This is a genomic window from Veillonella magna DSM 19857, from assembly GCF_000428745.1.
Classification (GTDB): domain Bacteria; phylum Bacillota; class Negativicutes; order Veillonellales; family Veillonellaceae; genus Veillonella_A; species Veillonella_A magna.
Genome location: NZ_AUAN01000004.1, coordinates 24,520 through 48,392 on the forward strand (window position 1 = coordinate 24,520; position 23,873 = coordinate 48,392).

General features: G+C 45.6%; 24 protein-coding genes. 2 read left to right on the forward strand and 22 right to left on the reverse strand.

Annotated features, from left to right (window positions below):
* Positions 1-7: 7 nt before the first annotated feature.
* The 22 genes from hisC to G344_RS10395 form a co-directional block, all read right to left on the reverse strand.
* Entirely contained in the window at positions 8-1,096 is a 1,089-nt protein-coding gene (hisC, locus tag G344_RS0100945) for a histidinol-phosphate transaminase (protein ID WP_028254549.1), read from the reverse strand.
* Positions 1,086-2,390, reverse strand: coding sequence for a histidinol dehydrogenase (gene hisD / locus G344_RS0100950; RefSeq protein ID WP_028254550.1), 1,305 nt, complete (start codon positions 2,388-2,390; stop codon positions 1,086-1,088). Before hisD ends, hisC begins: the two co-directional genes overlap by 11 nt.
* Positions 2,377-3,009 carry an ATP phosphoribosyltransferase gene (gene hisG / locus G344_RS0100955; RefSeq protein WP_028254551.1) on the reverse strand — a complete coding sequence of 211 codons (633 nt, stop codon included), beginning with the start codon at positions 3,007-3,009 and terminating at the stop codon, positions 2,377-2,379. Before hisG ends, hisD begins: the two co-directional genes overlap by 14 nt.
* 54 nt (positions 3,010-3,063) lie before the next feature.
* A complete protein-coding gene (locus tag G344_RS0100960; RefSeq protein ID WP_028254552.1) occupies positions 3,064-4,311 on the reverse strand; it encodes an ATP phosphoribosyltransferase regulatory subunit in 1,248 nt (415 codons plus the stop codon).
* 202 nt (positions 4,312-4,513) lie between these two features.
* Positions 4,514-5,791 (reverse strand): O-acetylhomoserine aminocarboxypropyltransferase/cysteine synthase family protein, encoded by a 1,278-nt coding sequence (locus G344_RS0100965; RefSeq protein ID WP_028254553.1) that lies wholly within the window; start codon positions 5,789-5,791, stop codon positions 4,514-4,516.
* 52 nt (positions 5,792-5,843) lie between these two features.
* The gene (metA, locus tag G344_RS0100970; protein ID WP_028254554.1) at positions 5,844-6,797 is read right to left on the reverse strand and encodes a homoserine O-acetyltransferase MetA; all 954 of its coding nucleotides are present in this window, start codon (positions 6,795-6,797) and stop codon (positions 5,844-5,846) included.
* A 688-nt stretch (positions 6,798-7,485) separates the two neighbouring features.
* Positions 7,486-7,899, reverse strand: a complete 414-nt coding sequence (locus G344_RS0100980; RefSeq protein ID WP_028254555.1) for a F0F1 ATP synthase subunit epsilon — start codon at positions 7,897-7,899, stop codon at positions 7,486-7,488.
* 3 nt (positions 7,900-7,902) lie between these two features.
* Positions 7,903-9,327, reverse strand: coding sequence for a F0F1 ATP synthase subunit beta (gene atpD, locus G344_RS0100985; RefSeq protein WP_028254556.1), 1,425 nt, complete (start codon positions 9,325-9,327; stop codon positions 7,903-7,905).
* Positions 9,328-9,355: 28 nt separating this feature from the next.
* Positions 9,356-10,219 (reverse strand): ATP synthase F1 subunit gamma, encoded by an 864-nt coding sequence (gene atpG, locus G344_RS0100990; RefSeq protein WP_028254557.1) that lies wholly within the window; start codon positions 10,217-10,219, stop codon positions 9,356-9,358.
* A 3-nt stretch (positions 10,220-10,222) separates the two neighbouring features.
* The gene (gene atpA, locus G344_RS0100995) at positions 10,223-11,758 is read right to left on the reverse strand and encodes a F0F1 ATP synthase subunit alpha (protein WP_028254558.1); all 1,536 of its coding nucleotides are present in this window, start codon (positions 11,756-11,758) and stop codon (positions 10,223-10,225) included.
* A 2-nt stretch (positions 11,759-11,760) separates the two neighbouring features.
* On the reverse strand, positions 11,761-12,327 hold the full coding sequence (gene atpH, locus G344_RS0101000) for an ATP synthase F1 subunit delta (protein WP_028254559.1): 567 nt from the start codon (positions 12,325-12,327) through the stop codon (positions 11,761-11,763).
* A 4-nt stretch (positions 12,328-12,331) separates the two neighbouring features.
* The gene (gene atpF, locus G344_RS0101005) at positions 12,332-12,826 is read right to left on the reverse strand and encodes a F0F1 ATP synthase subunit B (protein ID WP_028254560.1); all 495 of its coding nucleotides are present in this window, start codon (positions 12,824-12,826) and stop codon (positions 12,332-12,334) included.
* Between the two features lie 30 nt (positions 12,827-12,856).
* Positions 12,857-13,114: a F0F1 ATP synthase subunit C gene (gene atpE / locus G344_RS0101010; RefSeq protein WP_028254561.1), complete on the reverse strand. Its 258-nt coding sequence runs from the start codon at positions 13,112-13,114 to the stop codon at positions 12,857-12,859.
* 24 nt (positions 13,115-13,138) lie between these two features.
* Positions 13,139-13,810, reverse strand: a complete 672-nt coding sequence (atpB, locus tag G344_RS0101015; RefSeq protein ID WP_028254562.1) for a F0F1 ATP synthase subunit A — start codon at positions 13,808-13,810, stop codon at positions 13,139-13,141.
* 35 nt (positions 13,811-13,845) lie between these two features.
* Positions 13,846-14,226, reverse strand: a complete 381-nt coding sequence (locus G344_RS0101020) for an ATP synthase subunit I (RefSeq protein WP_028254563.1) — start codon at positions 14,224-14,226, stop codon at positions 13,846-13,848.
* A gap of 25 nt (positions 14,227-14,251) precedes the next feature.
* The gene (locus tag G344_RS0101025; protein ID WP_028254564.1) at positions 14,252-14,464 is read right to left on the reverse strand and encodes an AtpZ/AtpI family protein; all 213 of its coding nucleotides are present in this window, start codon (positions 14,462-14,464) and stop codon (positions 14,252-14,254) included.
* Positions 14,465-14,826: 362 nt separating this feature from the next.
* The gene (wecB, locus tag G344_RS0101030; protein WP_028254565.1) at positions 14,827-15,972 is read right to left on the reverse strand and encodes a non-hydrolyzing UDP-N-acetylglucosamine 2-epimerase; all 1,146 of its coding nucleotides are present in this window, start codon (positions 15,970-15,972) and stop codon (positions 14,827-14,829) included.
* 129 nt (positions 15,973-16,101) lie between these two features.
* Entirely contained in the window at positions 16,102-17,169 is a 1,068-nt protein-coding gene (locus tag G344_RS0101035) for a glycosyltransferase family 4 protein (RefSeq protein WP_028254566.1), read from the reverse strand.
* A gap of 24 nt (positions 17,170-17,193) precedes the next feature.
* Positions 17,194-18,552 carry a PFL family protein gene (locus tag G344_RS0101040; protein ID WP_028254567.1) on the reverse strand — a complete coding sequence of 453 codons (1,359 nt, stop codon included), beginning with the start codon at positions 18,550-18,552 and terminating at the stop codon, positions 17,194-17,196.
* An 8-nt stretch (positions 18,553-18,560) separates the two neighbouring features.
* Positions 18,561-18,830 (reverse strand): ACT domain-containing protein, encoded by a 270-nt coding sequence (locus G344_RS0101045; protein ID WP_028254568.1) that lies wholly within the window; start codon positions 18,828-18,830, stop codon positions 18,561-18,563.
* Positions 18,831-19,009: 179 nt separating this feature from the next.
* Positions 19,010-20,635 (reverse strand): phosphoglucomutase, encoded by a 1,626-nt coding sequence (locus G344_RS0101050; RefSeq protein WP_083963041.1) that lies wholly within the window; start codon positions 20,633-20,635, stop codon positions 19,010-19,012.
* A 55-nt stretch (positions 20,636-20,690) separates the two neighbouring features.
* Positions 20,691-21,746 (reverse strand): YitT family protein, encoded by a 1,056-nt coding sequence (locus G344_RS10395; RefSeq protein ID WP_083963034.1) that lies wholly within the window; start codon positions 21,744-21,746, stop codon positions 20,691-20,693.
* A gap of 342 nt (positions 21,747-22,088) precedes the next feature.
* Here G344_RS10395 and ispE point away from each other — a divergent pair, with 342 nt between their 5' ends.
* Together ispE and G344_RS0101065 are read left to right on the forward strand one after the other, a co-directional pair.
* A complete protein-coding gene (gene ispE / locus G344_RS0101060; RefSeq protein WP_038154668.1) occupies positions 22,089-22,982 on the forward strand; it encodes a 4-(cytidine 5'-diphospho)-2-C-methyl-D-erythritol kinase in 894 nt (297 codons plus the stop codon).
* Complete coding sequence (locus G344_RS0101065) at positions 22,979-23,674, forward strand: GntR family transcriptional regulator (RefSeq protein WP_028254571.1); 696 nt, start codon at positions 22,979-22,981, stop codon at positions 23,672-23,674. Before ispE ends, G344_RS0101065 begins: the two co-directional genes overlap by 4 nt.
* Positions 23,675-23,873 lie beyond the last annotated feature (199 nt).

Sequence of the window (23,873 nt, forward strand, 5' to 3'; positions counted from 1 at the left end):
ATTAACGCTATGGCTTTACTACCTTTGCCAAGGTTTTTAAAATACGCGTATTGACAGACTCGGTTGTTACTGTAATGCGTAGACCTCCGTGTAGCGGATGACCGGCACCGTAATACTTCACCAAGATTCCTTCTTCCAACAAAGCTTCATAGATAGCTGTTGCTTTCGGCGAAGTAACAAATAAAAAATTCGTCTTGCTAGGCACCACGGCAATATCCGACAACGCCTCAATGTCCGCTATCATGCGATCTCGTTCGCTACATACTGTGCTTACTCCGGCCAACACCGCATCCTTGTACCGCAAAGCTACACGCCCCAAGGCTTGGCTAAAGGCATTCAAATTATACGGCGGCTTTACGCGACTCAATAAATTTATATTTTCCTTTTGACTGACAATATATCCCAATCGTGCGCCGGCAAGGCCGAAGGCTTTTGACAAGGTACGAAGCACAAAAAGATTATCATAGGTATCAATCGCCGGAATAAGGGACACTTCAGGAGCGGCAAACTCCATGTACGCTTCATCAAGGAGCACAATGCCCGGTGCTGCTTCGATAAGTCGTTCTAACTCTTCACGCTGCCACGGTCGTCCCGTAGGATTATTCGGATTGCAAAGATATACAATCTTAGGTTGCTCTTTGGCAATCGCTGCCAACATACCTTCTACATCATGTTCATAGAATCCCGTATCAGGTACGGCTACCACACGTCCCCCCATACCGGTAACACCCAGCTGATACATTTCAAAGGTAGGCGTGTGGATCAGTGCTGTATCACCGGGGGCAATAAACGCCTGTGCCATGAGACCCAAAATATCGTCACCGCCATTAGCCAAAAGCACCTCGTCCTGTGTGCGGACTACGTAGTCGGCAACGAGGCTGCGCAGTTCATCGGCATAAGGTTTTGGATAATGCTGAGGTGCCGTGTTTTGTAATTCCTCCAGCAGCGCCTGACGTATTTCAGGCAAGTCCCAAAGAGACTGCGCACTTTCATTGGCATTGACCGCTACCGGTACAGTGATGGGGCTAACCGCATAGGGTATCAATTCTCTCAGCTCCGGACGGAGCCACGCTAAACGTTCTGTTTCAGTTTTCATTCGTTACCTCCTCACTGTGACGCACGGCCACCGATGCAGCATGACCGTAAAGACCTTCGGCCTTAGCCAATGCTTCCACCTTATGTGAAATAGCTGTTAAGGCTTGTTTATCATAAGACAAAATACTACTTCGTTTACTGTAGTCATATACGCCTAAAGGCGATGAAAAGGCAGCCGTTCCCGAAGTAGGCAATGTGTGATTGGGACCTGCAAAATAATCCCCCACCGGTTCCGGCGTATAGTGCCCCATAAAAATCGCACCGGCGTTTTCTACTTTAGGAAGCCATATCTCCGGATTATCCAAGGCAAGCTCCAAATGCTCCGGTGCAATACCATTCATAACTGCCACTGCTGTTTCGATATCCGGGGTAACGAAGACACGCATCCAACGTTCCACGGAAGACCGCATAATTTCTTCTCGCGGCGCTCCCATCATTTGTCGCTCTACTTCCGCCACTACCTGCTCTGCCAGTGCTTTATCCGGTGTTGCTAAATAGACGGCTGCCATCGGATCGTGCTCTGCTTGTGCAAGCAAGTCGGCCGCTACCCAAGTAGGATTAGCCGAGCTGTCGGCAATAACGCCTACCTCACTGGGACCGGCAATCATATCAATGCCAACCGTGCCAAACACCTGTTTCTTTGCCGTCGCTACATACATATTGCCGGGCCCTACAATTTTATACACCGGACGAATCGTTTCCGTACCGTATGCCAAGGCAGCAATCCCCTGCGCACCGCCAACGCGATACATTTCATCCACACCGGCTACATGAGCAGCCGCTAAAATATATGGATTAATGCGCCCGTCCTTATTCGGAGGGCTAATCATAACTAACGAGGGAACACCGGCTACCTTTGCCGGCACTGCATCCATCAATACCGTAGACGGATACGCAGCTCGGCCGCCGGGTACATATAAACCTACGCGGCGAATCGGTGTAATATGTGTGCCTAGGCGTACACCGGGACGAAATTCTTTGAGCCAGCTTTTCATAATTTGTTCTTCATGATACACGCGAATATTATCGGCTGCCTCTTGAAGAATCACCACCATCTCCGGTCCTACTTCCTGCAGTGCCGCTTCTATCTCGGCTTTACTGATACGAAGGTCTTTACAATTACAACCGTCAAATTTTTTATTGTACGCCAACACCGCTGCATCACCGTTTGCCTTCACATCGGCAAGGATAGCCGCTACGGTGGCTTCTACATCATTTTGTTCCGTTTCCGATCGCGCCGTCACCTTGCGCAAACTCTCTGCATCCCAATCTGCTGTAATTTCAATCCATTCCATCTTCGGTTCCTCCTTTAGTACAGGCAATTATCCGATCTATAGCCTTGCGTTTAAACCGAAAAGCCCCTTTATTTACAATCAAGCGCGCACTTAAGTCCATAAAGAATGTCAACGCTTCCAATCCGTTTTCACGCAGTGTGTTACCTGATTCTACAATATCAACAATGACATCGGACAATCCTACAAGAGGTGCGAGCTCCACGGACCCGTTAAGCGGTACGATATCTACTCGTTCCCCCAAGGATGCATAGTATTTTCTGGCAATGGCAGGGTACTTCGTGCCTACTACCAGCCGCCGTCCCATCGGTAAGGAACGCCCCTTAATGCCGGCTACTGCCATGCGACATCGTCCTACACCTAAATCACATATTTCATACAAGCTGTAGCTATGCTCTTCCAATATATCCTTCCCCACCACGCCGACATCGGCAGCACCGCGCTCTACATAAACAGGTACATCCGGTGATTTGACTAAGGTAATTTTAAAAGAGTCCGTGTCATCGACAAAAATGAGTTTACGACTTGTTTCGTTATACTCGGGAAAGTGGATTCCCGCTGCTTCTAAAAAGGCAATGACCTGCTCACTTATGCGGCCCTTTGCCAATGCTATATGTAACATATATACCCCCATATGACTGTTTTACTTGTCCAACTACTGTACGTCGACTCCATATCACCGATAATCTGTGTGCTCATCGACTGCGTCTCGATATTCTGCAGTCGTTAGCCAAAGTAGTTTTTGCATTGACATATCCGATTGTCCGGTAAAACCGGCTTCATCATAAGTAAATACCCAACGTGCTTCATTTGTATGTATCGGCGTGCCTTCCTTCACAGCTATTGTGCGCCATCCGTTATGACGAAGTATTTCAACACTGCGCCAAATAGTAGCATCCGATTTGCTATAAAAGATAAGAATATCCAAATCCTTGTCTTCTGCTTTTTTCTCGCCGTATAGTTCGATATACTCTCGCAATAATTGTAAATTTAGACCAAAACCACAAGCCGGCCGCGCCTTACCGAATTTACCGGCCAACTCATTATAACGACCACCGGACACCAGTGCATAAGGTGCTCCCAATGCGTAAATTTTAAACATCATATCTGTGTAATAGTCCAGATGATTTGAAGCAATAAATTCTAAGTAAATGCGTTCCTGCGGACGTATCCAACGCAACTCACGCACAATCCGGTCCAAACGTTCCAACGCATTACGCATAGTATCGTTCTTGCAAAAACTGCGCACCGTTTCGATTACATCCTCATAAGGACCGCCGGACATGACCAATGTTTCCAATATGGTAACGTATTCCTCGTCAATATGCCAACGCGCAGACAATTCTCGAATGGCCATACCATTACGAGCTTCCATGGCCAGTTCAAAAGCTTCTTGCTGCTCCTTCGTCAGGTTCATTGCCTCGTAAAGCCCTTTCATATATGCTACGGAACCAATCGCTGTTTGACATTGAGTCACACCAAGTGTTTCCACAATCTTTAGTGCCATATCCAATAATTCACTGTCACAATCCGTTGCATCACTGCCAATAATTTCTGCCCCGGCCTGCAAGAATACATGTCCTGCCGAGTGCTTTCCTTGGTAAGGTAAAAACACCGGAGAAATATATGCATATTTAGCATATACATCACGATTCTTATACTCCTGTGCCACCGATTGAATTAAGGATAACGTAATATCCGAACGCAATGCCAGCACTTCACCGTCCCTATCGATCGTCTTAATACAATCTTTTTTTATGTGTGGTGCATATTGACTATATAAATCGTACGACTCAAATAACGGTGTATCAATCATCCGGTATCCATGTACCGCAAAGATATCCCAAATTGCCGTCTGCATGGCACTGATTGCCAAAAGCTCTTGATGATTACTATTCTTTGCTGTCTCTAATAAGGTATCCATCCATATCACAACTTTCTCTTTCATTTCTCAAGATTAGCTTACTTACTGTTACTCTTTTTCTCTTTATTATGATAAAGTACGAAATTATTATAACATACTCCATTCAAATTGCAAGAAAAAAAGCTTCATTACCGCTATTCGGCAATGAAGCTTTTCTATATCTACTATAATTTTACATCATAAGACAACAAAGTAATGAATCTTACACACGATCCAATGCCTGTGCCAAATCATCAATCAAATCATCGGCATTTTCAAGACCGACGGAGATACGAATCATATCTTCCGATACCCCGGCTGCCTTCTGCTCTTCCGCATTCAACTGCGCATGTGTTGTGCTGGCCGGATGGATCACAAGAGATTTCGCATCGGCTACATTAGCCAGATTAGAGAAGATTTGCAATGCATCTACAAAAGCAATTCCTTCCTTTACGCCGCCTTTAATGCCAAAGGTAAAGATACCGCCTACACCCTTCGGATAGTATTTATCAGCCAAAGCTTTATAAGGACTATTCGGCAATTCAGGATAGTTTACCCAAGCTACTTTCGGATGTTTGCTCAAGAAATCAACTACCTTACGCGCATTTTCTACATGCCGTTCCACGCGAAGCGACAATGTTTCAATGCCCTGCAGGATAAGCCATGCTGCCAACGGAGTCAGGGTGGCACCGGTATCACGAAGGAGCTGAGCCCGTGCTTTTACGGTGAACGGAATCGGTAGATCACCATACACAAGACCATTGTAATGCGTATCCCCTTCTACAAAGCCCGGATAATGGCCGCTGGCTTTATAATCAAACTTACCGCTTTCCACAATAATACCAGCAATAGTCGTACCGTGACCACCGAGGTACTTCGTAGCGGAATGAACAACTACATCCGCACCATGTTCAAACGGTCGAATCAAGTACGGCGAACCGAAAGTGTTATCTACGATAAGAATAATACCGTGCTTATGCGCAATGTCGGCAACAGCTTGAATATCTACCAGATTAATATTCGGATTACCAATAGATTCAATATACAATGCCTTCGTATTATCATCGATAGCCGCTTCAAATTCATCAAGTACATCCGGATTTACAAATTTTGTAGTAATACCAAAACGTGGCAATGTAGCACTAAACAAATTGTAAGTGCCTCCATATAGCGTAGAAGCAGCTACAATGTTATCGCCGGCAGAAGCAACATTTTGAATAGCATAGGCAATGGCAGCCGATCCGGAGGCAACAGCTAATGCACCGGCACCACCTTCAAGTTCAGCCACACGAGCTTCCAAAACATCATTGGTTGGATTGCCGAGGCGAGAATAAATACCGCCGGCATCCTTTAATGCAAAACGGTTAGCTGCTTGTTCTGCACTTTCAAAAACATAACTGGTAGTCTGATAAATCGGTACTGCACGCGATCCGGTAGGATCTAATTTATGACCTGCATGTAATTGGATGGTTTCAAATTTGTACTGTTTATTGTTGCTCATAATTCTCTCTCCTTCTCGCCGGTTTCTCACGCCGGCTAATAAAAAATATCTCTTATTGGCCACAACTGTGACTAACTTTGTCCTTCATTTTTTTAATTTGCTCTATGATGTACGGCGTTTCTTGATACACATAGTAATTTAACCAATTAGTAAATAATAATGTACCTGTAGAACGCCATCTAACAATGGGGTCTCTGCGGGGATCATCATTGGGATAATAATTTTTAGGTACCTCAATATCCAGCCCTAATGCCACATCGCGTTCATATTCCTTTTGCAGTGTATCTCTATCGTATTCAGCATGACCAAACACAAAAATATGCTTATTATCTAAGCTGCGAACTACTGCTGCCCCTGTTTCTTCTGATTCTGCGAGGATTTCCAGTTCTTTTTGTTCACGAATGCGCTCGATAGGTACTGTCGTATGACGGGAATGCGGCATGTAGAATACTTCATCCATACCTCGTAAAAGCATGGGCCGTGTATTGTTTACCTTATTTTCAAAAACACCGAACAACTTCGTCGGCAATGTTTCCTTATCAATCCCGAAATGATAATAAATACCTGCTTGCGCTCCCCAGCATATATAGAGAGTGGAATATACATGACTCTTACTCCATTCCATAATATCGGTAAGCTCATCCCAGTAATTTACCTCTTCAAAGGGCATCAATTCCACCGGTGCACCGGTAATAATCATCCCATCAAAATAATTTTCCTTAATAGCATCAAAAGTACGATAGAAGGTTTGTAGATATTCCTTCGTCGTATTAGCTGCCTTATGGGAGGCCGTATATAACAGTGTAATTTCCAGCTGTAACGGCGTATTGCTAAGCGCTCGTAAAATCTGTGTTTCCGTTGCTTCCTTCGTAGGCATTAAATTCACAATTAAAATCTGTAACGGTCGGATATCTTGCGTTTCCGCACGCTTTGTATCCATCACAAAAATATTTTCCTCCGCCAGCTTCTCAATGGCCGGCAACTGTTTGACTACCGTTATCGGCATGTCTGCTCCCTCCTGCCTCAATATATGTTCTCTTTGTCTTTCTCAACCCCTTTAATTTCTATCGGGCAAAGGTCTCTCACCTCTTCGCACCGATTATCTCTCTTTTGTTCTCAATGTAAACACGTTATATATCTTCGTTGTTCTCTCTGCTCTCTTATCTTTCTCTTCTTGTTATAACTCTCTTCTGTTCCTCATTAAGCTCCTTTATATACCTTTTTCTAATCGTTATGCACTCACCTCTTAACCAGTTTCTCTCTAATCAAAACCATAACGCTTGCCACGGTTATCGCTAAGCTGTACCTCGTAATAAAAAAAACGTCCTCATTCGCTTTCGCGAACAAGGACGTCATACTCATTGTAACGTGTTACCACCTTGCTTCAGATAAAGCTCACACTCTATCCCTCAACCGGTACGTCTTCCCCCGGGAAGATTATACCGCGGCACTGTAACGGTTGCATCCGTCAAGACTAAAGCTTTCGCATTCCGCCTTGATGACTCCCGGACCATTTTCACCGCATTCCTTTGCATCCCCTTTCACCTAACGGGACTCTCTGTGCCAACACCCTGCGGGTACTTATCCATTCATTGTCTCTACATTGTGTTATTGTTTCGATGTGATAACTATAGCAGTTATTTCCCACGCTGTCAACAGGATTTTTATATTTTTTCTCGTCCCAGCTGACAGACCTACTTATATTTTGCTACATCAAGACGCATCAACGCCCGTGCTAATGCTAATCTAGCCCGGTCGATATCGATATCTTCCGCACGTTCCTTTAATCGTTTTTCCGCACGTTCCTTAGCACGTTGTGCGCGATCCACATCAATTGAGGCCGGTACCTCACAATTAGGGGTAACAATCGTAACTTCGTCGGGTTGCACATCCATAAAGCCACCGAACACAGCAAAATAATGTGACCCACCGTCTGCAGTATCAACTCGTAGCGGCCAAATCGAAAGAGCAGCTACCATCGGTGCATGCTTTGGTAAAACACCAAGCTCACCGCCTACGGAGCGTGCTACAATAAAGCTCGCTTCACCGCTGAAGACGGTTTCATCGGGGGTTATGATATTTAAACGCACTGTGCGCGCACTACTCATAGCTTATTCCCCCTTTCCCAGCATTTCCTTTCCCTTGGCAACGGCTTCATCGATCGTACCTACCATGTAGAAAGCCCCTTCCGGTAATTCATCATGCTTGCCTTCCAGAATTTCCTTAAAGCCACGCAATGTTTCTTTAAGCGGTACGTATTTCCCCGGAGATCCGGTAAATACTTCCGCTACGAAAAACGGCTGACTGAGGAAACGCTGAATCTTACGTGCTCGCGCTACCGTCAATTTATCTTCTTCGGATAATTCTTCCATACCGAGGATAGCGATAATATCCTGTAAGTCTTTGTATTTCTGCAATACTTCCTGTACACCGCGGGCAATCTTGTAATGTTCTTCGCCCAATACAAGAGGATCAAGAATACGACTGGTAGAATCCAATGGATCCACAGCCGGATATATCCCTAATTCCGCAATGGAACGAGACAATACCGTCGTTGCATCCAAGTGAGCAAATGTCGCTGCCGGTGCCGGGTCAGTCAAGTCATCCGCCGGTACGTATACAGCCTGTACCGATGTAATGGAACCTTCCTTCGTAGACGTAATACGTTCCTGAAGAGCACCTACGTCATTAGCCAGCGTCGGTTGATAACCAACAGCAGACGGCATACGTCCGAGCAAAGCCGATACTTCGGAGCCTGCCTGAATAAAGCGGAAAATATTATCGATGAAAAGCAACACGTCTTGCTTTTGTACGTCACGGAAATATTCTGCCATCGTAAGACCAGTAAGACCTACGCGCATACGAGCTCCTGGCGGTTCGTTCATCTGCCCGTATACCAAAGCAGTTTTCGAAATAACGCCGGATTCCTTCATTTCATTCCACAAGTCATTACCTTCACGGGTACGTTCGCCTACACCGGAGAATACGGAATAGCCACCGTGTTCTGTAGCAATGTTATGAATTAATTCCATGATAAGTACGGTTTTACCAACACCGGCACCACCGAACAAACCGATTTTACCACCCTTTACATACGGAGCAATGAGGTCAACAACCTTAATCCCCGTTTCAAGAATCGTCGTTTCCGGTGCCAAGTCATCAAATTTAGGCGCCGGACGGTGAATCGGCCACTTTTCGTCAGCCTTCACCGGAGTCGGGTCATGGTCAACGGTTTCACCGAGAACATTGAAGATACGACCCAATACGCCTTCGCCGACAGGTACAGAAATAGCTGCACCTGTATCAACAGCTTCCATACCACGTGTCAAACCATCGGTAGAGCTCATAGCTACCGCACGCACCGTATCGTCACCGAGGTGCTGCATGACCTCTACCACAATGGTAGCTTCTTTGCCGTCGGCATCTTCTTTTTTAATATGAATTGCGTTGTAAATAGCCGGCAACTTACCCGCTTCGAATAAGACGTCGACTACCGGTCCGATGACCTGTACAACTTTACCGATATTTGTACTCATTAAGAGGTCTCTCCTCCTTTATCGACTGCTATTGCAGCGCATTCGCACCGCCGACAATTTCTGATATTTCGTTAGTTATGCCGGCTTGGCGTAATTTATTGTATTCCAAATTAAGACTGCTGATTAGCTCACCTGCATTGTCCGTTGCCGATGTCATCGCCGTCATACGTGCCCCGAGTTCACTGGCTGCTGCCTGCAATAATGCGTTATATACCGTAATTTCCAGATACTTAGGCAACAGCTCTTTGAAAATTGCTCCTTCATCCGGCTCAAATAAGTATAAGCCGGTACTGCCGCGCTTTTCTTCCGGTGTCTCTACCGGTAGTAATCGACGGCTCGTTACCGTTTGAGTAAGCGAATTCACAAAGTGAGTGTAAATCATAATAACTTCATCTACTTCTCCTGCTATAAACCGTGCTGTCACATCGCGTACAATGGCTACGGCGTGCGCATACTCCGGCTTATCGGAAAATTCTGCGTAAGAGTTATAAATCGGGTATTTATGATGCTTCAAGTGCTCTTGTGGTTTACGGCCCACAGTAAGAACGTCATATTCATTACGTTCCTTACCTTCTACGGCATGTACGAAATATTTTACTATGTTACTCGTATATGCTCCGGCCAACCCCTTATCTGCACCGATAACCACATAGGCCGTTTTTTTCACCGGCCGAACTGCCATCAGAGGATATGCTTTCATAGCACCTGCATCAATACCGGAGGCTACATTTTGTAAAATGTGCCCCAATCGTTCCGCATAGGGCTCCGTAGATTTTGCTTTCATCTGTGCACGGCGCAATCGAGCAGACGCTACCATTTTCATGGCCTTCGTAATCTGCTGCGTATTTTTAACGCTTTTGATACGCTTACGTAAATCCTGTGCACTGCTCATCTACTAGGCCTCCTCTGCTACTAATGTATGGGTAGCACCGAAGGCCTGAATGCATTCGGTAATTGCTTTTTTTAGCTGTTCTTCCGTAGCTTCGTCAAGCTTTTTACTCGTAGCAATAGACGTCAGAATATCTGCGTAGTTACTGTGAACATAGCGCAAAAGCTCTGCTTGGAATGCCGGTACATCGGCTACCTGGATAGTAGCAAAATAGCCGTTAGTGCCCGCATACAAACATACTACCTGCTCTTCTGCACGGAGTGGAGAGTACTGTGGCTGTTTGAGCATTTCCGTCAAACGTTCACCGCGATCAAGCTGCGCTTTCGTCGACTTATCAAGATCAGAGCCAAACTGAGCAAACGCTGCCAACTCACGATATTGAGCCAAATCAAGACGAAGCTTGCCGGCTACCTGTTTCATCGCTTTAATCTGTGCACTACCGCCAACACGAGATACGGAAAGGCCTACATCAACGGCCGGACGAACACCGGAGTAGAACATATCAGTGCCTAAGAAAATCTGACCGTCCGTAATAGAAATTACATTGGTCGGAATGTATGCCGATACGTCGCCGGCCTGTGTTTCAATAATAGGCAACGCCGTAATGGAACCGCCACCGAGTTCATCGGACAGCTTAGCTGCACGTTCCAACAAACGGGAATGTAAGTAAAATACATCGCCCGGGTATGCTTCACGCCCTGGCGGACGACGAAGAAGCAAACTCATTGCACGATATGCAGCTGCCTGTTTAGACAAGTCATCGTATACGCAAAGCACATGTTTACCTTGATACATGAAGTGTTCACCCATAGCTACCCCGGCATACGGTGCCAAGTACTGCATTGGTGCCCCTTCGGATGCCCCGGCAGATAACACAATGGTATAATCCATTGCACCGACTTCTTCCAGTTTTTGTACAACACGGGCTACAGTCGATTCTTTCTGACCGATAGCAACGTAAATACAAATAACATCCTGTCCCTTTTGGTTCAAAATAGTATCAAGAGCAATCGCAGTTTTACCGGTGCCACGGTCACCGATAATAAGTTCACGCTGACCACGACCAATTGGTACCATTGCATCAATCGCCTTGAGCCCTGTCTGCAACGGTTCGAATACGGACTTACGATCTGCAATCCCTGGTGCAGGATATTCTACCGGTCGATACCCATCATTTTTAATATCGCCTTTACCGTCAATCGGCTGTCCTAAGGCGTTAACAACACGTCCGATAAGGCCGTCCCCTACCGGAACCTGCATGATACGTCCCGTACGACGTACCTGGTCGCCTTCCTTAATAAGGAAGTCATCCCCTAACAGCACGGCACCTACGTTATCCAATTCAAGGTTCAGTACCATACCATATACACCATGGGGCAGTTCCAACAACTCGCCGGCCATGGCTTTTTCAAGACCGTATATATGCGCAATACCATCCCCGACTTCGAGAACAGTACCTACATCATCAACGTTAAGTTCCACATTGTAGTCCTGAATCTGCTGTTTAATTATGGCAGTGATTTCTTCAGGCTTCATTTTCATACTTAACCATTCACCCCAATCTCTGTCGTACCTGCCTTAAGCAAATATGTTTTCAAATCTTCAAGGCGCCGTGCCATGCTGGCATCAATACGCGTATCTCCGATTTTGATGACAAAACCGCCAATAACAGACGGATCTACTTTGACATCGAAAATATACTGCTTGCCTGTTATGGCTTTTAGCTTGTCCTTCAGTTTTGTTTCCAATTCATCAGACAATGGTTCCGCTACCGCCACCGTGGCTTCCATAATACCGCGAGCTGCCCACGACTTACGCAGGTATTCTCGGATTGTAGCACTCAGGTAACGACCACGACCACGCTCTACCATAACATACAAGAAATGGAGTGCCAATGCGTGGATGGCCGTCCCAAAAACTTTTCCCAGCACATCACATTTCTTCTTGGCATCCAACGCCGGATATACAAGCAGTGCTTTCAGTTCCGGCTGACTGTCCAATACTTCCTTAACATAAGAAAGATCTGTTTCCATTTGCTCGAGAATATGATTCTCTTCAGCCAACTCAAAGATGGCGGTGCTATATTTGTCTGTTATAATATCTACGCTCATAGCATCACAACCCTATCGCTTTGCCGTCAAGCTTTTCAATCGCATCATTAATCAATGCCGCATTCGCTTTGCTATCTATTTCCTTAGCTACCACCTTACCAGCAATGGCCACGGAAAGAGTAACCACTTCTTCACGAAGCTGGCGCATTGCCTTTTCTCTTTCGCGTACGATATCCTGACGGGCTTGTTCTTTTTCACGTGCCAACTGTTCACGCAACTCTTTGATCTGTGCTTGCGAATCGGCTTCCGCCTGTTTTACCGCTTTTTCAATAATCATCTGTGCTTCGCGACGTGCATCGGCTAACTGTGCTTCGTATTCAACGCGAAGAGCCTCTGCCTTAGCCTTTGCTTCTTCCGCACCTGTCAAATCGCGGGCAATACGTTCGCTACGCGCTTCCATCACCTTTAACAGCGGTTTATAGGCAAATTTTGCCAAAATAGCTACCAGAATGAAGAAGTTTATGAACTGCACAAGCAATGTACCGTTTAATTCTACCAACGGTCAAACCCCCTCTGCTTAGGTGATAAATTAGAGTAAATCAATCAGCGGATTAGCAAATACCAATACAATGGCAATAACGGCAGCAATAATCGGCACGGATTCAATCAAACCAACCGAAATAAGCATGTTCGTTAACAATTTACCTGCATTTTCAGGCTGACGAGACATGCCTTCCAATGCTTTTCCCGTAGCCAAACCGTCACCGATAGCGGCCCCGATAGCGGCAAAACCGATTGCCAAGCCGGCGCTGATAGCCGAGATAGCGAGTACAAATGCTTTTTCCATAATAAGATTCCTCCTCAAATGTAATTAATGTTCTTCACCTATACTCATGCCCAAATAGGACGTTACTAAGATTGTGAATACAAATGCCTGAATGATACCTACCACCAAGCTGAAAGCAAGCCAAATTATCGGCGTCAAATACGGCGATAAGTAATTGAGTACTTCCAACATGATTTCACCGGCCAAAATATTGCCAAACAAACGGAAAGACAGCGTAATCGGTTTTGCCACTTCTTCCAGTAGGTTAATGACAATAAACGGCGCAAACGGTTGTAAGTAGTGTTTAAAATACCCCGGCCCGTGGGCCTTAATACCGACAAACCAAACGATGACCGAACTGGTCAAAGCTAATCCTAATGTCGTATTTAAGTCATTTGTCGGCGATGCCAAAATGTGCGGACTCGGAATTAATCCCAACTCATTACTGATGAGCAAAAACAAGAAATACGTAAACAGAATTGAACTAACCAATCCCCAATACTTGCCTAAACTTGGTTTAAGCTGTCCTGCCAAGCCTTCCAAAATGAGTTCCATCACATTTTGTGTCCCTCGTGGCACCATGGCGCGTTTACGCGTAGCCAACCAACCGATAAGTATAACTATAGCCATAACCAGCCAAGTCATATACAACGTGTCCATATTAAAGGACATTCCGGCAAAATGGGCTATAGTATGGTGCCCTGCGTGCAGTTCCATACTTCCACCTCCCTCCTATGCACCTAATCTACTAGCTAACGGGGCAATGACTTGCGCCTCTGTCCCAACCAATAATCAAGATATTGTAACGGTGTGAGTAATATCATCCCTGCCAGTACCCCCAGCATATGCACACCCGGTATGCGGGTAGCAATCGCTGTCATAGCCAGAACCAGAATGAATCGGCTCACTACTGTCATTCGAATTTTATTTTTCAACTTTTCCGGTGGTATATCCGGCCAACGTCTCACTTGTGCTGCTAAAATAACGAAATACACACAATTTGTACCTCCGCCCCACAGCCAGCCACCAACGAACCGCGCTCCGCCACCGACATAAAGAAGTACGGCTATGACGATTGTCGTAATGACCAATAATTTGAGCATGCGCTGCACATACTGTTGATATACTTCCATGCGTACCTCTCAAATAACTTACGTCTCATCGTCGCCCCGCTGCTTGCTTGATGATAGACCACAAACCGGTTATGCCGCCCCATAGACCACCTATCAACAAACACCACGGTGATGATCCCAGCCAAGCATCTGCCCGACTGCCCAGGAATAGGCCAAGAGCAATGCAGACAACCATAGTCATACCCGCAGTGGCCGCCACACTGACAGCCTGCCATATATCAGACCTATCCTGTTTCATGACGTCACCCCGTTTATTGTCGCACTATTTCGTCCTCGTATAGTAATAGTGTCACACATTCTACGATGTGTTTTACTATACCACTATTAATACTGTACTATTATAGCATTGTTCTTCAAATAAACTCTAATTACTTAAACTGATAGAAAACTAGATTTTTTGATATAACAATCAATTATAGCTAGTGTATTGATAAATAAATGTCTTATTTTATCGCATTCATACTGTATATGCAAAAAAATCATCATTTATCTTATTTCGTCTTCGACAGATGGATATATTCTTTCATCTCACTATTCCCTGACAATATAATACAGCTTTCTATCAGCCATGATTTTCAACCTATTAGTTCTACCGTTCAATTAGTAGCCAAATCGATCAGGGCGCTTACCACTGTTCAACAATTCAAAACGCAATGCTTCAATAATACGCCGCGAAGCCTCCCCGTCACCATAAGGATTAACGGAGTTCGCCATAGATGCATAAGCTTCCTTATCCGATAATAAACGTCGAGCCGTCATAAACACTGCTTCCTCATCAGTACCTACCAATTTAACGGTTCCCGCTGTTACCGCTTCCGGTCGCTCTGTCGTATTGCGTAATACTAGTACAGGCTTCCCCAACGCCGGTGCCTCTTCCTGTATGCCCCCGGAGTCAGTCATCAGTAAGTATGAACGTGCCATCAAATTAGCGAATGGTTCGTATTCCAAGGGATCAATAAGATGTACTCTTTCTGTATCGCCTAGTTCTTCGGCCACTATGCTCCGTACCTTCGGATTGCGATGTACCGGGAAAACTACCTCAATATCATCAAATTCATGTACCAATCGACGGATAGCTCGATATACGTGACGCATCGGCTCGCCTAAATTTTCACGGCGATGTGTTGTCACGAGAATAATGCGTTTCTGTTCATAATCAAGACTATTCAGCAGTTCTTCTTCAAAATGGTACCCTTCCTTCACAGTTGTACGCAGCGCATCAATAACTGTATTCCCCGTCACATACAGGTGTTCGGAAGAAATATTTTCTTTTAGAAGATTCTTTTCCGCACTGCTGGTAGGCGAAAAATGGTATGTAGTTAAAGAGCCGGTCAATTTTCGATTCATTTCTTCTGGGAAAGGAGAATAAATGTTGCCCGTCCGCAGGCCTGCTTCTACATGACCTACAGGGATTTCCTGATAAAATGCAGCCAATGCTCCGGCAAAAGTTGTTGTCGTATCGCCATGCACCAATACCACATCAGGCTTTGCTTCTTCCAACACGTCTTTAAGCCCTAATAAGGCCTTCGTCGTCACGTCATATAAAGTCTGGCCGGCACTCATAATATTGAGATCATAATCCGGTGTAATAGAAAATAAATGCAATACCTGATCTAACATTTCTCGGTGCTGTGCCGTTACCGTCACAATCGCCTCCATATCCGGCGCTGCTTCCAAGGCTTTTACTACTGGTGCCATTTTGATTGCCTCCGGCCTAGTACCGAATACCGTCATTACTTTTAACATGATATACCTCCCACCTGTGCTTAACTTCTATGCATAGTCTCTTTTACATTAGAAAAGTCAGCTACCTTGATTTATAAAAGCTATCCTATATGTGATGAAGGCGCCTGCCCCTAATGGGGCAAGGCGCTTTTATTTGTTGTCCTTCCCGGCCATTTGCGCTCGCTGTCGATCCAAAGCTAATACCGCTTTATCCTTTGCGATAACACCTAGTTTGGTCGCCACAATGACACACGCAAGCAGAATTGCCGCTACCAGCGCAATTCCAACCAGAATATTTACTTTTGCCACGATAACCGCTACACAACCGAGTACCGTCGTCACTGCATACATCAATAACACTGCCTGTTTTTGTGTAAGCCCCATGGCCAATAGGCGGTGATGTACATGCCCCTTATCCGGTTTAAATACCGGACGATTGTTAATTTTACGACGAATAATCGCAAAGGTAGTATCCAAAATCGGAAGCCCCAATACAATAACCGGCACCACTAAAGATACGGTTGCCGCTGTCTTTACTGCGCCAATAACCGATACGGCCGCCATCGTGTAACCAAGGAGCATACTTCCGGTGTCGCCCATAAAAATCTTGGCAGGGTTAAAATTATAGCGTAAAAAACCACAAGCTGCTCCGGCCAATGCCATTGTTACCAAAGCCAAATCGCTTTGACCAATTTGCAGAAGTACCGTAAAGATAGCAATACAGGAAATCAAAGAAATTCCTGCAGCCAAACCATCAAGCCCATCAATTAAATTCACAATATTTGTAAAGCCTACAATCCAAAAAATTGTTAACGGAATAGAGAAGTAATCGAGATAAATCATTTGCCCCCATGGATTGGTAATAAACTCTACTTTATCGCCGAAGGCTACCAATACTGCTGCTGCCAATATCTGCCCTAATAATTTAGTTTTAGGACCAATTTGCTTAACATCATCCCATACGCCAACGGCAATCAAGATGATTGAGCCCACAATAAGACCCATCACCGAAGACAGATCTGACACAGTAGCAACTACAGCTACAATATAACCAATAAAGATTGCTAACCCACCTAAACGTGGGATGGAGCCATGATGCACTTTACGGGCATCCGGCACATCCATCGCACCTACGCGTACTGCCAATCGTTTAATTATCGGTGTCAAGACATAGGTAACGAACAATGCCGTTACAAATGCTAATACGTACACCGTCATTTGAGCACCTCCTCGTGCCACCCTTTAGTTCGTCAAACTACGTACGGGCGCCGGAATCCGGCCGCCTCGATTGATAAATTCCTCAGCACTGAACGGGCTGACTTCAATAATCGGACAATACCCCAATAGTCCACCAAACTCAACAACATCGCCTACTCCTTTTCCCGGTACGGGAATAAGACGTACTGCTGTTGTCTTATTATTTATCATGCCAATAGCTGCTTCATCGGCAATAATCGCCGATATCGTCGCTGCCGACGTATCGCCGGGCACAGCAATCATATCAAGACCTACCGAGCATACGCAGGTCATTGCTTCTAATTTCTCAAGGCTTAGACTTCCTACCGATACAGCATCAATCATGCCTTTATCCTCACTGACTGGAATAAATGCACCACTGAGTCCGCCTACGTGAGAGGACGCCATAAGACCACCCTTTTTAACGGCATCATTTAAAAGCGCTAATGCAGCCGTCGTACCATGCGCTCCGCAAGAAGTAATTCCCATCTCCTCCAATACATGAGCCACCGAATCACCGACTGCCGGTGTCGGGGCTAAGGAAAGATCAATAATACCGAAAGGCTTTCCTAAACGGCGCGATGCCTCCTGTGCTACCAATTGCCCTACGCGGGTAATTTTAAAAGCCGTACGCTTAATCGTTTCCGCTACTACATCAAACGGCTTACCACGTACCGCTTCCAACGCATGTTTTACTACCCCCGGGCCACTGACACCGACGCTGATGGTCGTATCACCTTCCGTAACGCCGTGGAAGGCACCGGCCATAAACGGATTATCTTCAACGGGATTGCAGAAAATAACCAACTTCGCGCAACCAAAGGCATCTCTATCAGCAGTAAGCTCTGCCGTCTGCTTAACAACGCGTCCCATCTCAGCCACTGCGTCCATATTGATCCCCGCTTTAGTAGAACCGATGCCGACGGAACTGCACACTAAATCCGTCAAGGCCAATGCTTCCGGAATAGACGCTATCAAACGTCGATCTCCTTCGGTGTACCCTTTCGACACCAATGCGGAAAATCCACCGATAAAGTTAACACCAATCTCTTTAGCTGCTCTATCAAGCGCCTTGGCCACCGGTACATAATCTTTCAAGTCACTACCGCCGGCTACAATCGATATAGGAGTCACCGATACGCGCTTATTAATAATCGGTACACCGAACTCGCGTTCGATTGCTTCACCAGTAGCTACCAATTCCTTCGCTTCCCGTACGATATGATCATAAATATTATCGCAAAGGCGACGACCATCCGTAGCTGTACATCCCAACAAGCTGATGCCCATAGTAATAGTTCGCACATCCAGCTTATTTTCGTGGATCATTGCATTAGTTTCCAAGATATTTTCTATACTTAGCATAGTATCACCTACCCTACGCGGTGCATGCTAAGAAAAATATCTGCATGCTGTGCTCGTACCTGCACACCTAATGCATCCCCTACCTTAGCCAAGGCCTGTTGAATATGCTCCAAATCAGATGCATCTGAGGCTTCACACATCATAATCATATTGAACATGCCATCTAAAATCGTCTGATTAATAGATACGATGTTCACTTCATTTTCCGCCAATGTTGTTGCCACACCGGCCGTTATCCCTACTCGATCCAACCCTACTACCGTCACTACCAGTTTCATGTGATCCACCTTCTCTTTCCTCTCTAAAGGAAATAGGCCACTGTCAATACAAAGGCCTTATTTTCTCAAAATACAGGGTTATTATATCACACTCGGTGCCGGTTGATAAACAAAAACACGCTATCTCTTTATCCGCAACCATTACCTGCCTCAATGCATTACTTTGCATGGTAGCTCTATTACGGACGTGCCGCATCATCCACAATACGCTGACCTTCTTTGATTAACGCATCCAGCGTTGCCTCACCGGCAAAGGTTTCCGCATATATCTTGTACAGATTTTCTGTACCCGACGGTCGAGCTACCAACCAGCTATTAACCGTAGTCAGTTTAAGACCGCCAATATCTAGCGCCTCATGATATGCCGTTGTCCGCACTTCTTCCAGGGTCTCACCGGCTAAAGTATCTGCGACAACATCGTTACCGGATAAATGGGATAATACGTCCTTTGTTTCTGCATCACAAGCTGTATCCACACGTGTAAATATCGGCGTACCGTAGTCCTTCGTCAATGCCTCATATAACCGTGCCGGTGATTGACCCGTAGTTGCCAACATTTCCATAGCCAATAGTCCCATAATCATTCCGTCCTTGTCCGTAGTCCATACGGTGCCATCTTTTTTCAAGAACGACGCGCCTGCACTTTCTTCACCGCCAATACCAATGGTTCCATCAAAGAGGAGCGGCGCAAAATATTTAAATCCTACCGGTACTTCATAAACGGGAATGTGCTTATCATTACAGAACCGATCTACCAAGCCGGTAACTACTACCGTCTTGCCAAAACCTTTGCCTTGCCATGACCGCGTCCCAAACAAATACGCCCCTGCTGTCACGAGAAAATGATTAGCCGGCAACAAACCTTCTGCTGTTACAATCCCATACCGATCATAATCAGGGTCGTTTCCTACCGCTAAATCATACGCACCGATGCCGGCAATCACTTCTGCCATCGCGTAGGCAGAGGAGCAATCCATCCGCACCACACCATCATGATCATAGGCCATAAAACTAAATGTGGGATCCGCTTCACTGTTGATAATTGTCAGGTCCAGCTGGTACATATCACGAATCGCTTCCCAATACGCACCACCGCTACCGCCCAAAGCATTAATCAACACATGGGGACGCGCCTTTTGAATCGCTGTCATATCAATAATTTGAGGCAATTCTTCCACATAGAGCCGCTTGAAGGGATATTCCACCTGCAGCTCCGGTGGAATTTCATCAACAGCAATACGTTTAATTCCTTTACCACCAGCCACAATATACGCATTGGCTTTTTCTTCGATGCGTTTTGTAATCGATGTATCCGCCGGTCCACCATTAAGAGGATTGTATTTAATACCGCCGTTATCGGGCGGATTATGAGACGGCGTAATAATCAGACCGTCTGACTTTTTGTCACGATTTTCATTATATCGGATAATAGCCCGCGATACACTAGGCGTCGGTACATAGCCTGCATCTTCATCCACGCCGGCTACAACACCGTTACCGGCTAACACCTCCAACACCGTAGCCAACGCCGGCGACGATAACAAATGAGTATCGGCCCCTACAAAACACAGCGCCGTTGCGCCGAACTCGTTACGCAAATCACAAACAGCTTGTGCAATAGCCGCCACATGTAAGTCATTAAAACTTGTATCCTGCGCTCGGCCACGATGTCCTGATGTTCCGAATGCCACACGCTGCCGCTTATCATCTGCCTCCGGTACCTTGCTGTAATAGGCCTCTACCAACTCATCTGGATTAATCAAATCTTCCTGTTGTACCTTCTTACCCGCCAACGGATGAATCATAACCTGTACCCCTTTCATGGGCGACCTGCCGTCGCCACCGCTTTCATCTATCACTTTATTTTTTCTCCGCAGCCGTAGCTGCTTCCTTATTTATTGGTTTTTCTGCAGCAATTGCCGATGTACTCTCTTGCTCTGCGTTTACCGCCATGTGATTGTCTTGGGATTTTTCATAATCAGTCTTCACAGTATTGTGTTCATGACCACATTCCGTACAAACACCTTCGTGAAGAGCCTGCTGCACTGCCTGTTGCGGTTCCGGTAAACTGCCAAAGGTGAATCCCCGTCCGATAACCTCGGCCGCATCGGTGATGAGCAAGAACGCAGATGGATCCTCTTCTTGAACCGCTGCTTTTAACTTTGCCACCTGCATTAAGCCAACCACAACTAAAATGACCTGCTTATGCTGATGCGTATAAGCCCCTTCGCCATTTAAAATCGTCGCCCCACGGCCGATATGATGAATAATCAAATCACAAATTTTATACGGCTTATAAGAAATAATAAAAATGGCTTTTCGCTGACTGAAACCAACGATAACCTTATTCGTAATAATCGCCGAAATATATAGGCTTACCAGAGTAATCGCCGCCGGTTCCACACCAACAATGGCCGCCGAAATCACGAGAATAACCATGTTAATGGCAAAGACGATACTTCCCATCTGCAAACCATAGTACTTACGAATAATCAATGCAATCGGGTCAAGACCACCCGTATTGCCGCCGGAACGATAAACAACCCCAAGGCCGAGTCCACATGTTATCCCGCCTAGGATAGCTCCGACCAACGGTTCTTGTGTTAAGCTATAGTCTTGCAAAAAGGCGAATTCATTAATCGTAAACGATGAAATAGCCGTACCAATGAGTGTAATCATCAAATGCCAGCGCCCCAGCCATCGATACGCAGCATACAAAATCGGTATATTTAAAACCAAATTCAGCGTACCAATAGGAACTCCGGTCAAATAGAACAGCATCAACGCTATACCGCTGATACCGCCGCCAACTAATTTATGCGGCACAATGAACGCATTAATACCGATTGCAAATAATACGGCACCAATGGTAATAAGCACTACTGTTCTCGCTGTGGGACCCCACTTTGTCAGCATGATAACCTCCTTCAAGACTACCCATGTTACGTTGTGTTCGATCCGATAACTTGCTCGCAGACCGCCTACATATAAAAGTATATGCATCTGCGCCGCGTCGAGAGTACATCCGTAACTTCTTCGCATACGCCGATGCTTGCAAGTACATCATAATATAAACTGTCATATAAATCAATAAAAACCAGTTATTATGCCCTTTCTCAGGATTATCACTATCCCTTTACTATTGCAAATTTCATGTAGAATTGCTATATTACAAATAGATAAATATTAAGGTAGCTGTCCACGCGGATACGACACGAGGCCGCTACTTTAACAGATGACGTAAGAAGGAGACCAGTTATGAATTCGGTGGTTCAACACAGTATCAGTAAAATCAATATAGGCTTGGCCATTCTCAACAAACGCGCCGACGGATACCATGCGATTGATACAATTTTTCAATCCATTCACTTAGGCGACACCATTTACTTTGCCAAGCATCACTCCGTAGTATTTAGCGGCATTGCCCCAGAACTTCCCCCGTATATGAACGACATGATTCCTTACGATGAATCAAATTTAGCAATGAAAGCATTGCGCACTGTACAGAACTATACAGGATGTACCACCGGCGGTGCCATTCATTTGTTAAAACGAGTACCGCCTGCAGCCGGACTGGGCGGCGGTAGCGGTGATGCCGCTGCCATGCTGTTAGGGCTTAATACATTTTGGGATTTACGCCTGACCGAAGCCGAATTATTCCAGCTTGCCAAAACGCTGGGCTCCGATGTCCCCTTTTTACTTAAAGGCGGTACCGCCCGCGGCACCGGCCGGGGTGAAGAGCTCCGCTATTTATCTACCGGCAAAGCACACTGGCTCCTTTTGGTAAAGCCGGAAATTTCCGTATCCACCGGTACAGCATATAATCGATTCAACGGAATATCTGCTTTTAATAGCGCTACTATCGATGCCGTGGAAAAATCTATGAATGACGGTCGCATGGATGAAGCCATGCAGCGCAGCGGCAATACTTTCGAAGAGTTACTCTTCCCGAACAACGAAGAATTGGCACAGTGCAAAGCCTTCTTTGCCGATCGCGGTCATACTGTTGTCATGACCGGCAGTGGTCCTACCATGGCCGTTTATTTAAACCAGGCCCGAGATGCACTGGATTTACAAGAAGAAATTAAAGCAGCCGGACACAACTGGCTGTCACTTATTACTCGTACACATGCAAAGGAGGAACTTGCATGAGTAAAGAAACATCACGGTTACAACCGATTCGTCTCGATGCGTATAAACCGTTGCGCGAAGTTGTCAGTGAAACCCTGCGACAAGCTATCCGCGACGGTATCTTCAAGCCCGGCGAACGCTTAATGGAAATTCCTTTATCCGAAGAGCTTGGAGTGAGTCGCACACCTATTCGTGAAGCCATCCGCAAATTAGAGCTGGAAGGTTTTGTTATCATGATTCCTCGTCGCGGCACTTATGTGGCGGATATTTCGTTAAAAGATATTTCACAGGTCTTTGAAATTCGTTCCGCCTTGGAGGAATTGGCAGGCGCACTTGCTGCCGAACGCATTACGGCCGAAGAAATTGAGTACTTGGAACGAATGCTTGTTGAAATCGGCACCTATATCGAAAAGAAAGACATGGATAGGATTGTAGAAGCCGACGTAAATTTCCACGAAGTCTTGTATAAAGCATCACGCAATGAACGATTAGTAGAAATCATCCACAATCTACGCGAACAAACTTTACGCTTCCGTACTGTATCCATGAATCAACCGGGGCGTCTTGCAAAAACTTGGGAAGAGCATCGCCTCTTAGTAGAAGCCATCGCCGATCGAGATGCTAATAAAGCTCGCAAGATTGCTCGCCTTCACATGGAACATTCTGAACAAGCTCTTCTGACGGGAATGAATATCGACAATAATCATAGATAACAATCCGTTTATGTGTTAGTATTCTTATGCTAACAATACAGTGCATTGCCACTGTTCCCATAGTCTATTTATGGACTCGAACAAGTATTTTTATACGCAGACTTACTCCCCTTTCCATACAATAAGCCGGTATACAAGAATGATGCTGATTTGTCATTCCATCGTATACCGGCTTTTATTTTTACTTTTGTTATTTCTT

Coding starts and splice junctions, on each gene's coding strand:
- G344_RS10395 (WP_083963034.1), bottom strand. CDS start 21,746: ATGCTGACAAAGTGGGGTCCCACAGCGAGAACAGTAGTGCTTATTACC.
- G344_RS0101050 (WP_083963041.1), bottom strand. CDS start 20,635: ATGATTCATCCGTTGGCGGGTAAGAAGGTACAACAGGAAGATTTGATT.
- atpH (WP_028254559.1), bottom strand. CDS start 12,327: ATGAGCGTAGATATTATAACAGACAAATATAGCACCGCCATCTTTGAG.
- G344_RS0101040 (WP_028254567.1), bottom strand. CDS start 18,552: ATGCTAAGTATAGAAAATATCTTGGAAACTAATGCAATGATCCACGAA.
- G344_RS0100965 (WP_028254553.1), bottom strand. CDS start 5,791: ATGAGCAACAATAAACAGTACAAATTTGAAACCATCCAATTACATGCA.
- atpE (WP_028254561.1), bottom strand. CDS start 13,114: ATGGAAAAAGCATTTGTACTCGCTATCTCGGCTATCAGCGCCGGCTTG.
- ispE (WP_038154668.1), top strand. CDS start 22,089: ATGAATTCGGTGGTTCAACACAGTATCAGTAAAATCAATATAGGCTTG.
- hisD (WP_028254550.1), bottom strand. CDS start 2,390: ATGGAATGGATTGAAATTACAGCAGATTGGGATGCAGAGAGTTTGCGC.
- G344_RS0101065 (WP_028254571.1), top strand. CDS start 22,979: ATGAGTAAAGAAACATCACGGTTACAACCGATTCGTCTCGATGCGTAT.
- atpD (WP_028254556.1), bottom strand. CDS start 9,327: ATGAGTACAAATATCGGTAAAGTTGTACAGGTCATCGGACCGGTAGTC.
- wecB (WP_028254565.1), bottom strand. CDS start 15,972: ATGTTAAAAGTAATGACGGTATTCGGTACTAGGCCGGAGGCAATCAAA.
- G344_RS0100960 (WP_028254552.1), bottom strand. CDS start 4,311: ATGGATACCTTATTAGAGACAGCAAAGAATAGTAATCATCAAGAGCTT.
- atpG (WP_028254557.1), bottom strand. CDS start 10,219: ATGAGCAGTGCACAGGATTTACGTAAGCGTATCAAAAGCGTTAAAAAT.
- G344_RS0101045 (WP_028254568.1), bottom strand. CDS start 18,830: ATGAAACTGGTAGTGACGGTAGTAGGGTTGGATCGAGTAGGGATAACG.
- G344_RS0101020 (WP_028254563.1), bottom strand. CDS start 14,226: ATGGAAGTATATCAACAGTATGTGCAGCGCATGCTCAAATTATTGGTC.
- hisC (WP_028254549.1), bottom strand. CDS start 1,096: ATGAAAACTGAAACAGAACGTTTAGCGTGGCTCCGTCCGGAGCTGAGA.
- atpA (WP_028254558.1), bottom strand. CDS start 11,758: ATGAAAATGAAGCCTGAAGAAATCACTGCCATAATTAAACAGCAGATT.
- metA (WP_028254554.1), bottom strand. CDS start 6,797: ATGCCGATAACGGTAGTCAAACAGTTGCCGGCCATTGAGAAGCTGGCG.
- atpB (WP_028254562.1), bottom strand. CDS start 13,810: ATGGAACTGCACGCAGGGCACCATACTATAGCCCATTTTGCCGGAATG.
- G344_RS0101035 (WP_028254566.1), bottom strand. CDS start 17,169: ATGACGGTGTACGTATTAGCATTTGTAACGGCATTGTTCGTTACCTAT.
- G344_RS0100980 (WP_028254555.1), bottom strand. CDS start 7,899: ATGAGTAGTGCGCGCACAGTGCGTTTAAATATCATAACCCCCGATGAA.
- hisG (WP_028254551.1), bottom strand. CDS start 3,009: ATGTTACATATAGCATTGGCAAAGGGCCGCATAAGTGAGCAGGTCATT.
- G344_RS0101025 (WP_028254564.1), bottom strand. CDS start 14,464: ATGAAACAGGATAGGTCTGATATATGGCAGGCTGTCAGTGTGGCGGCC.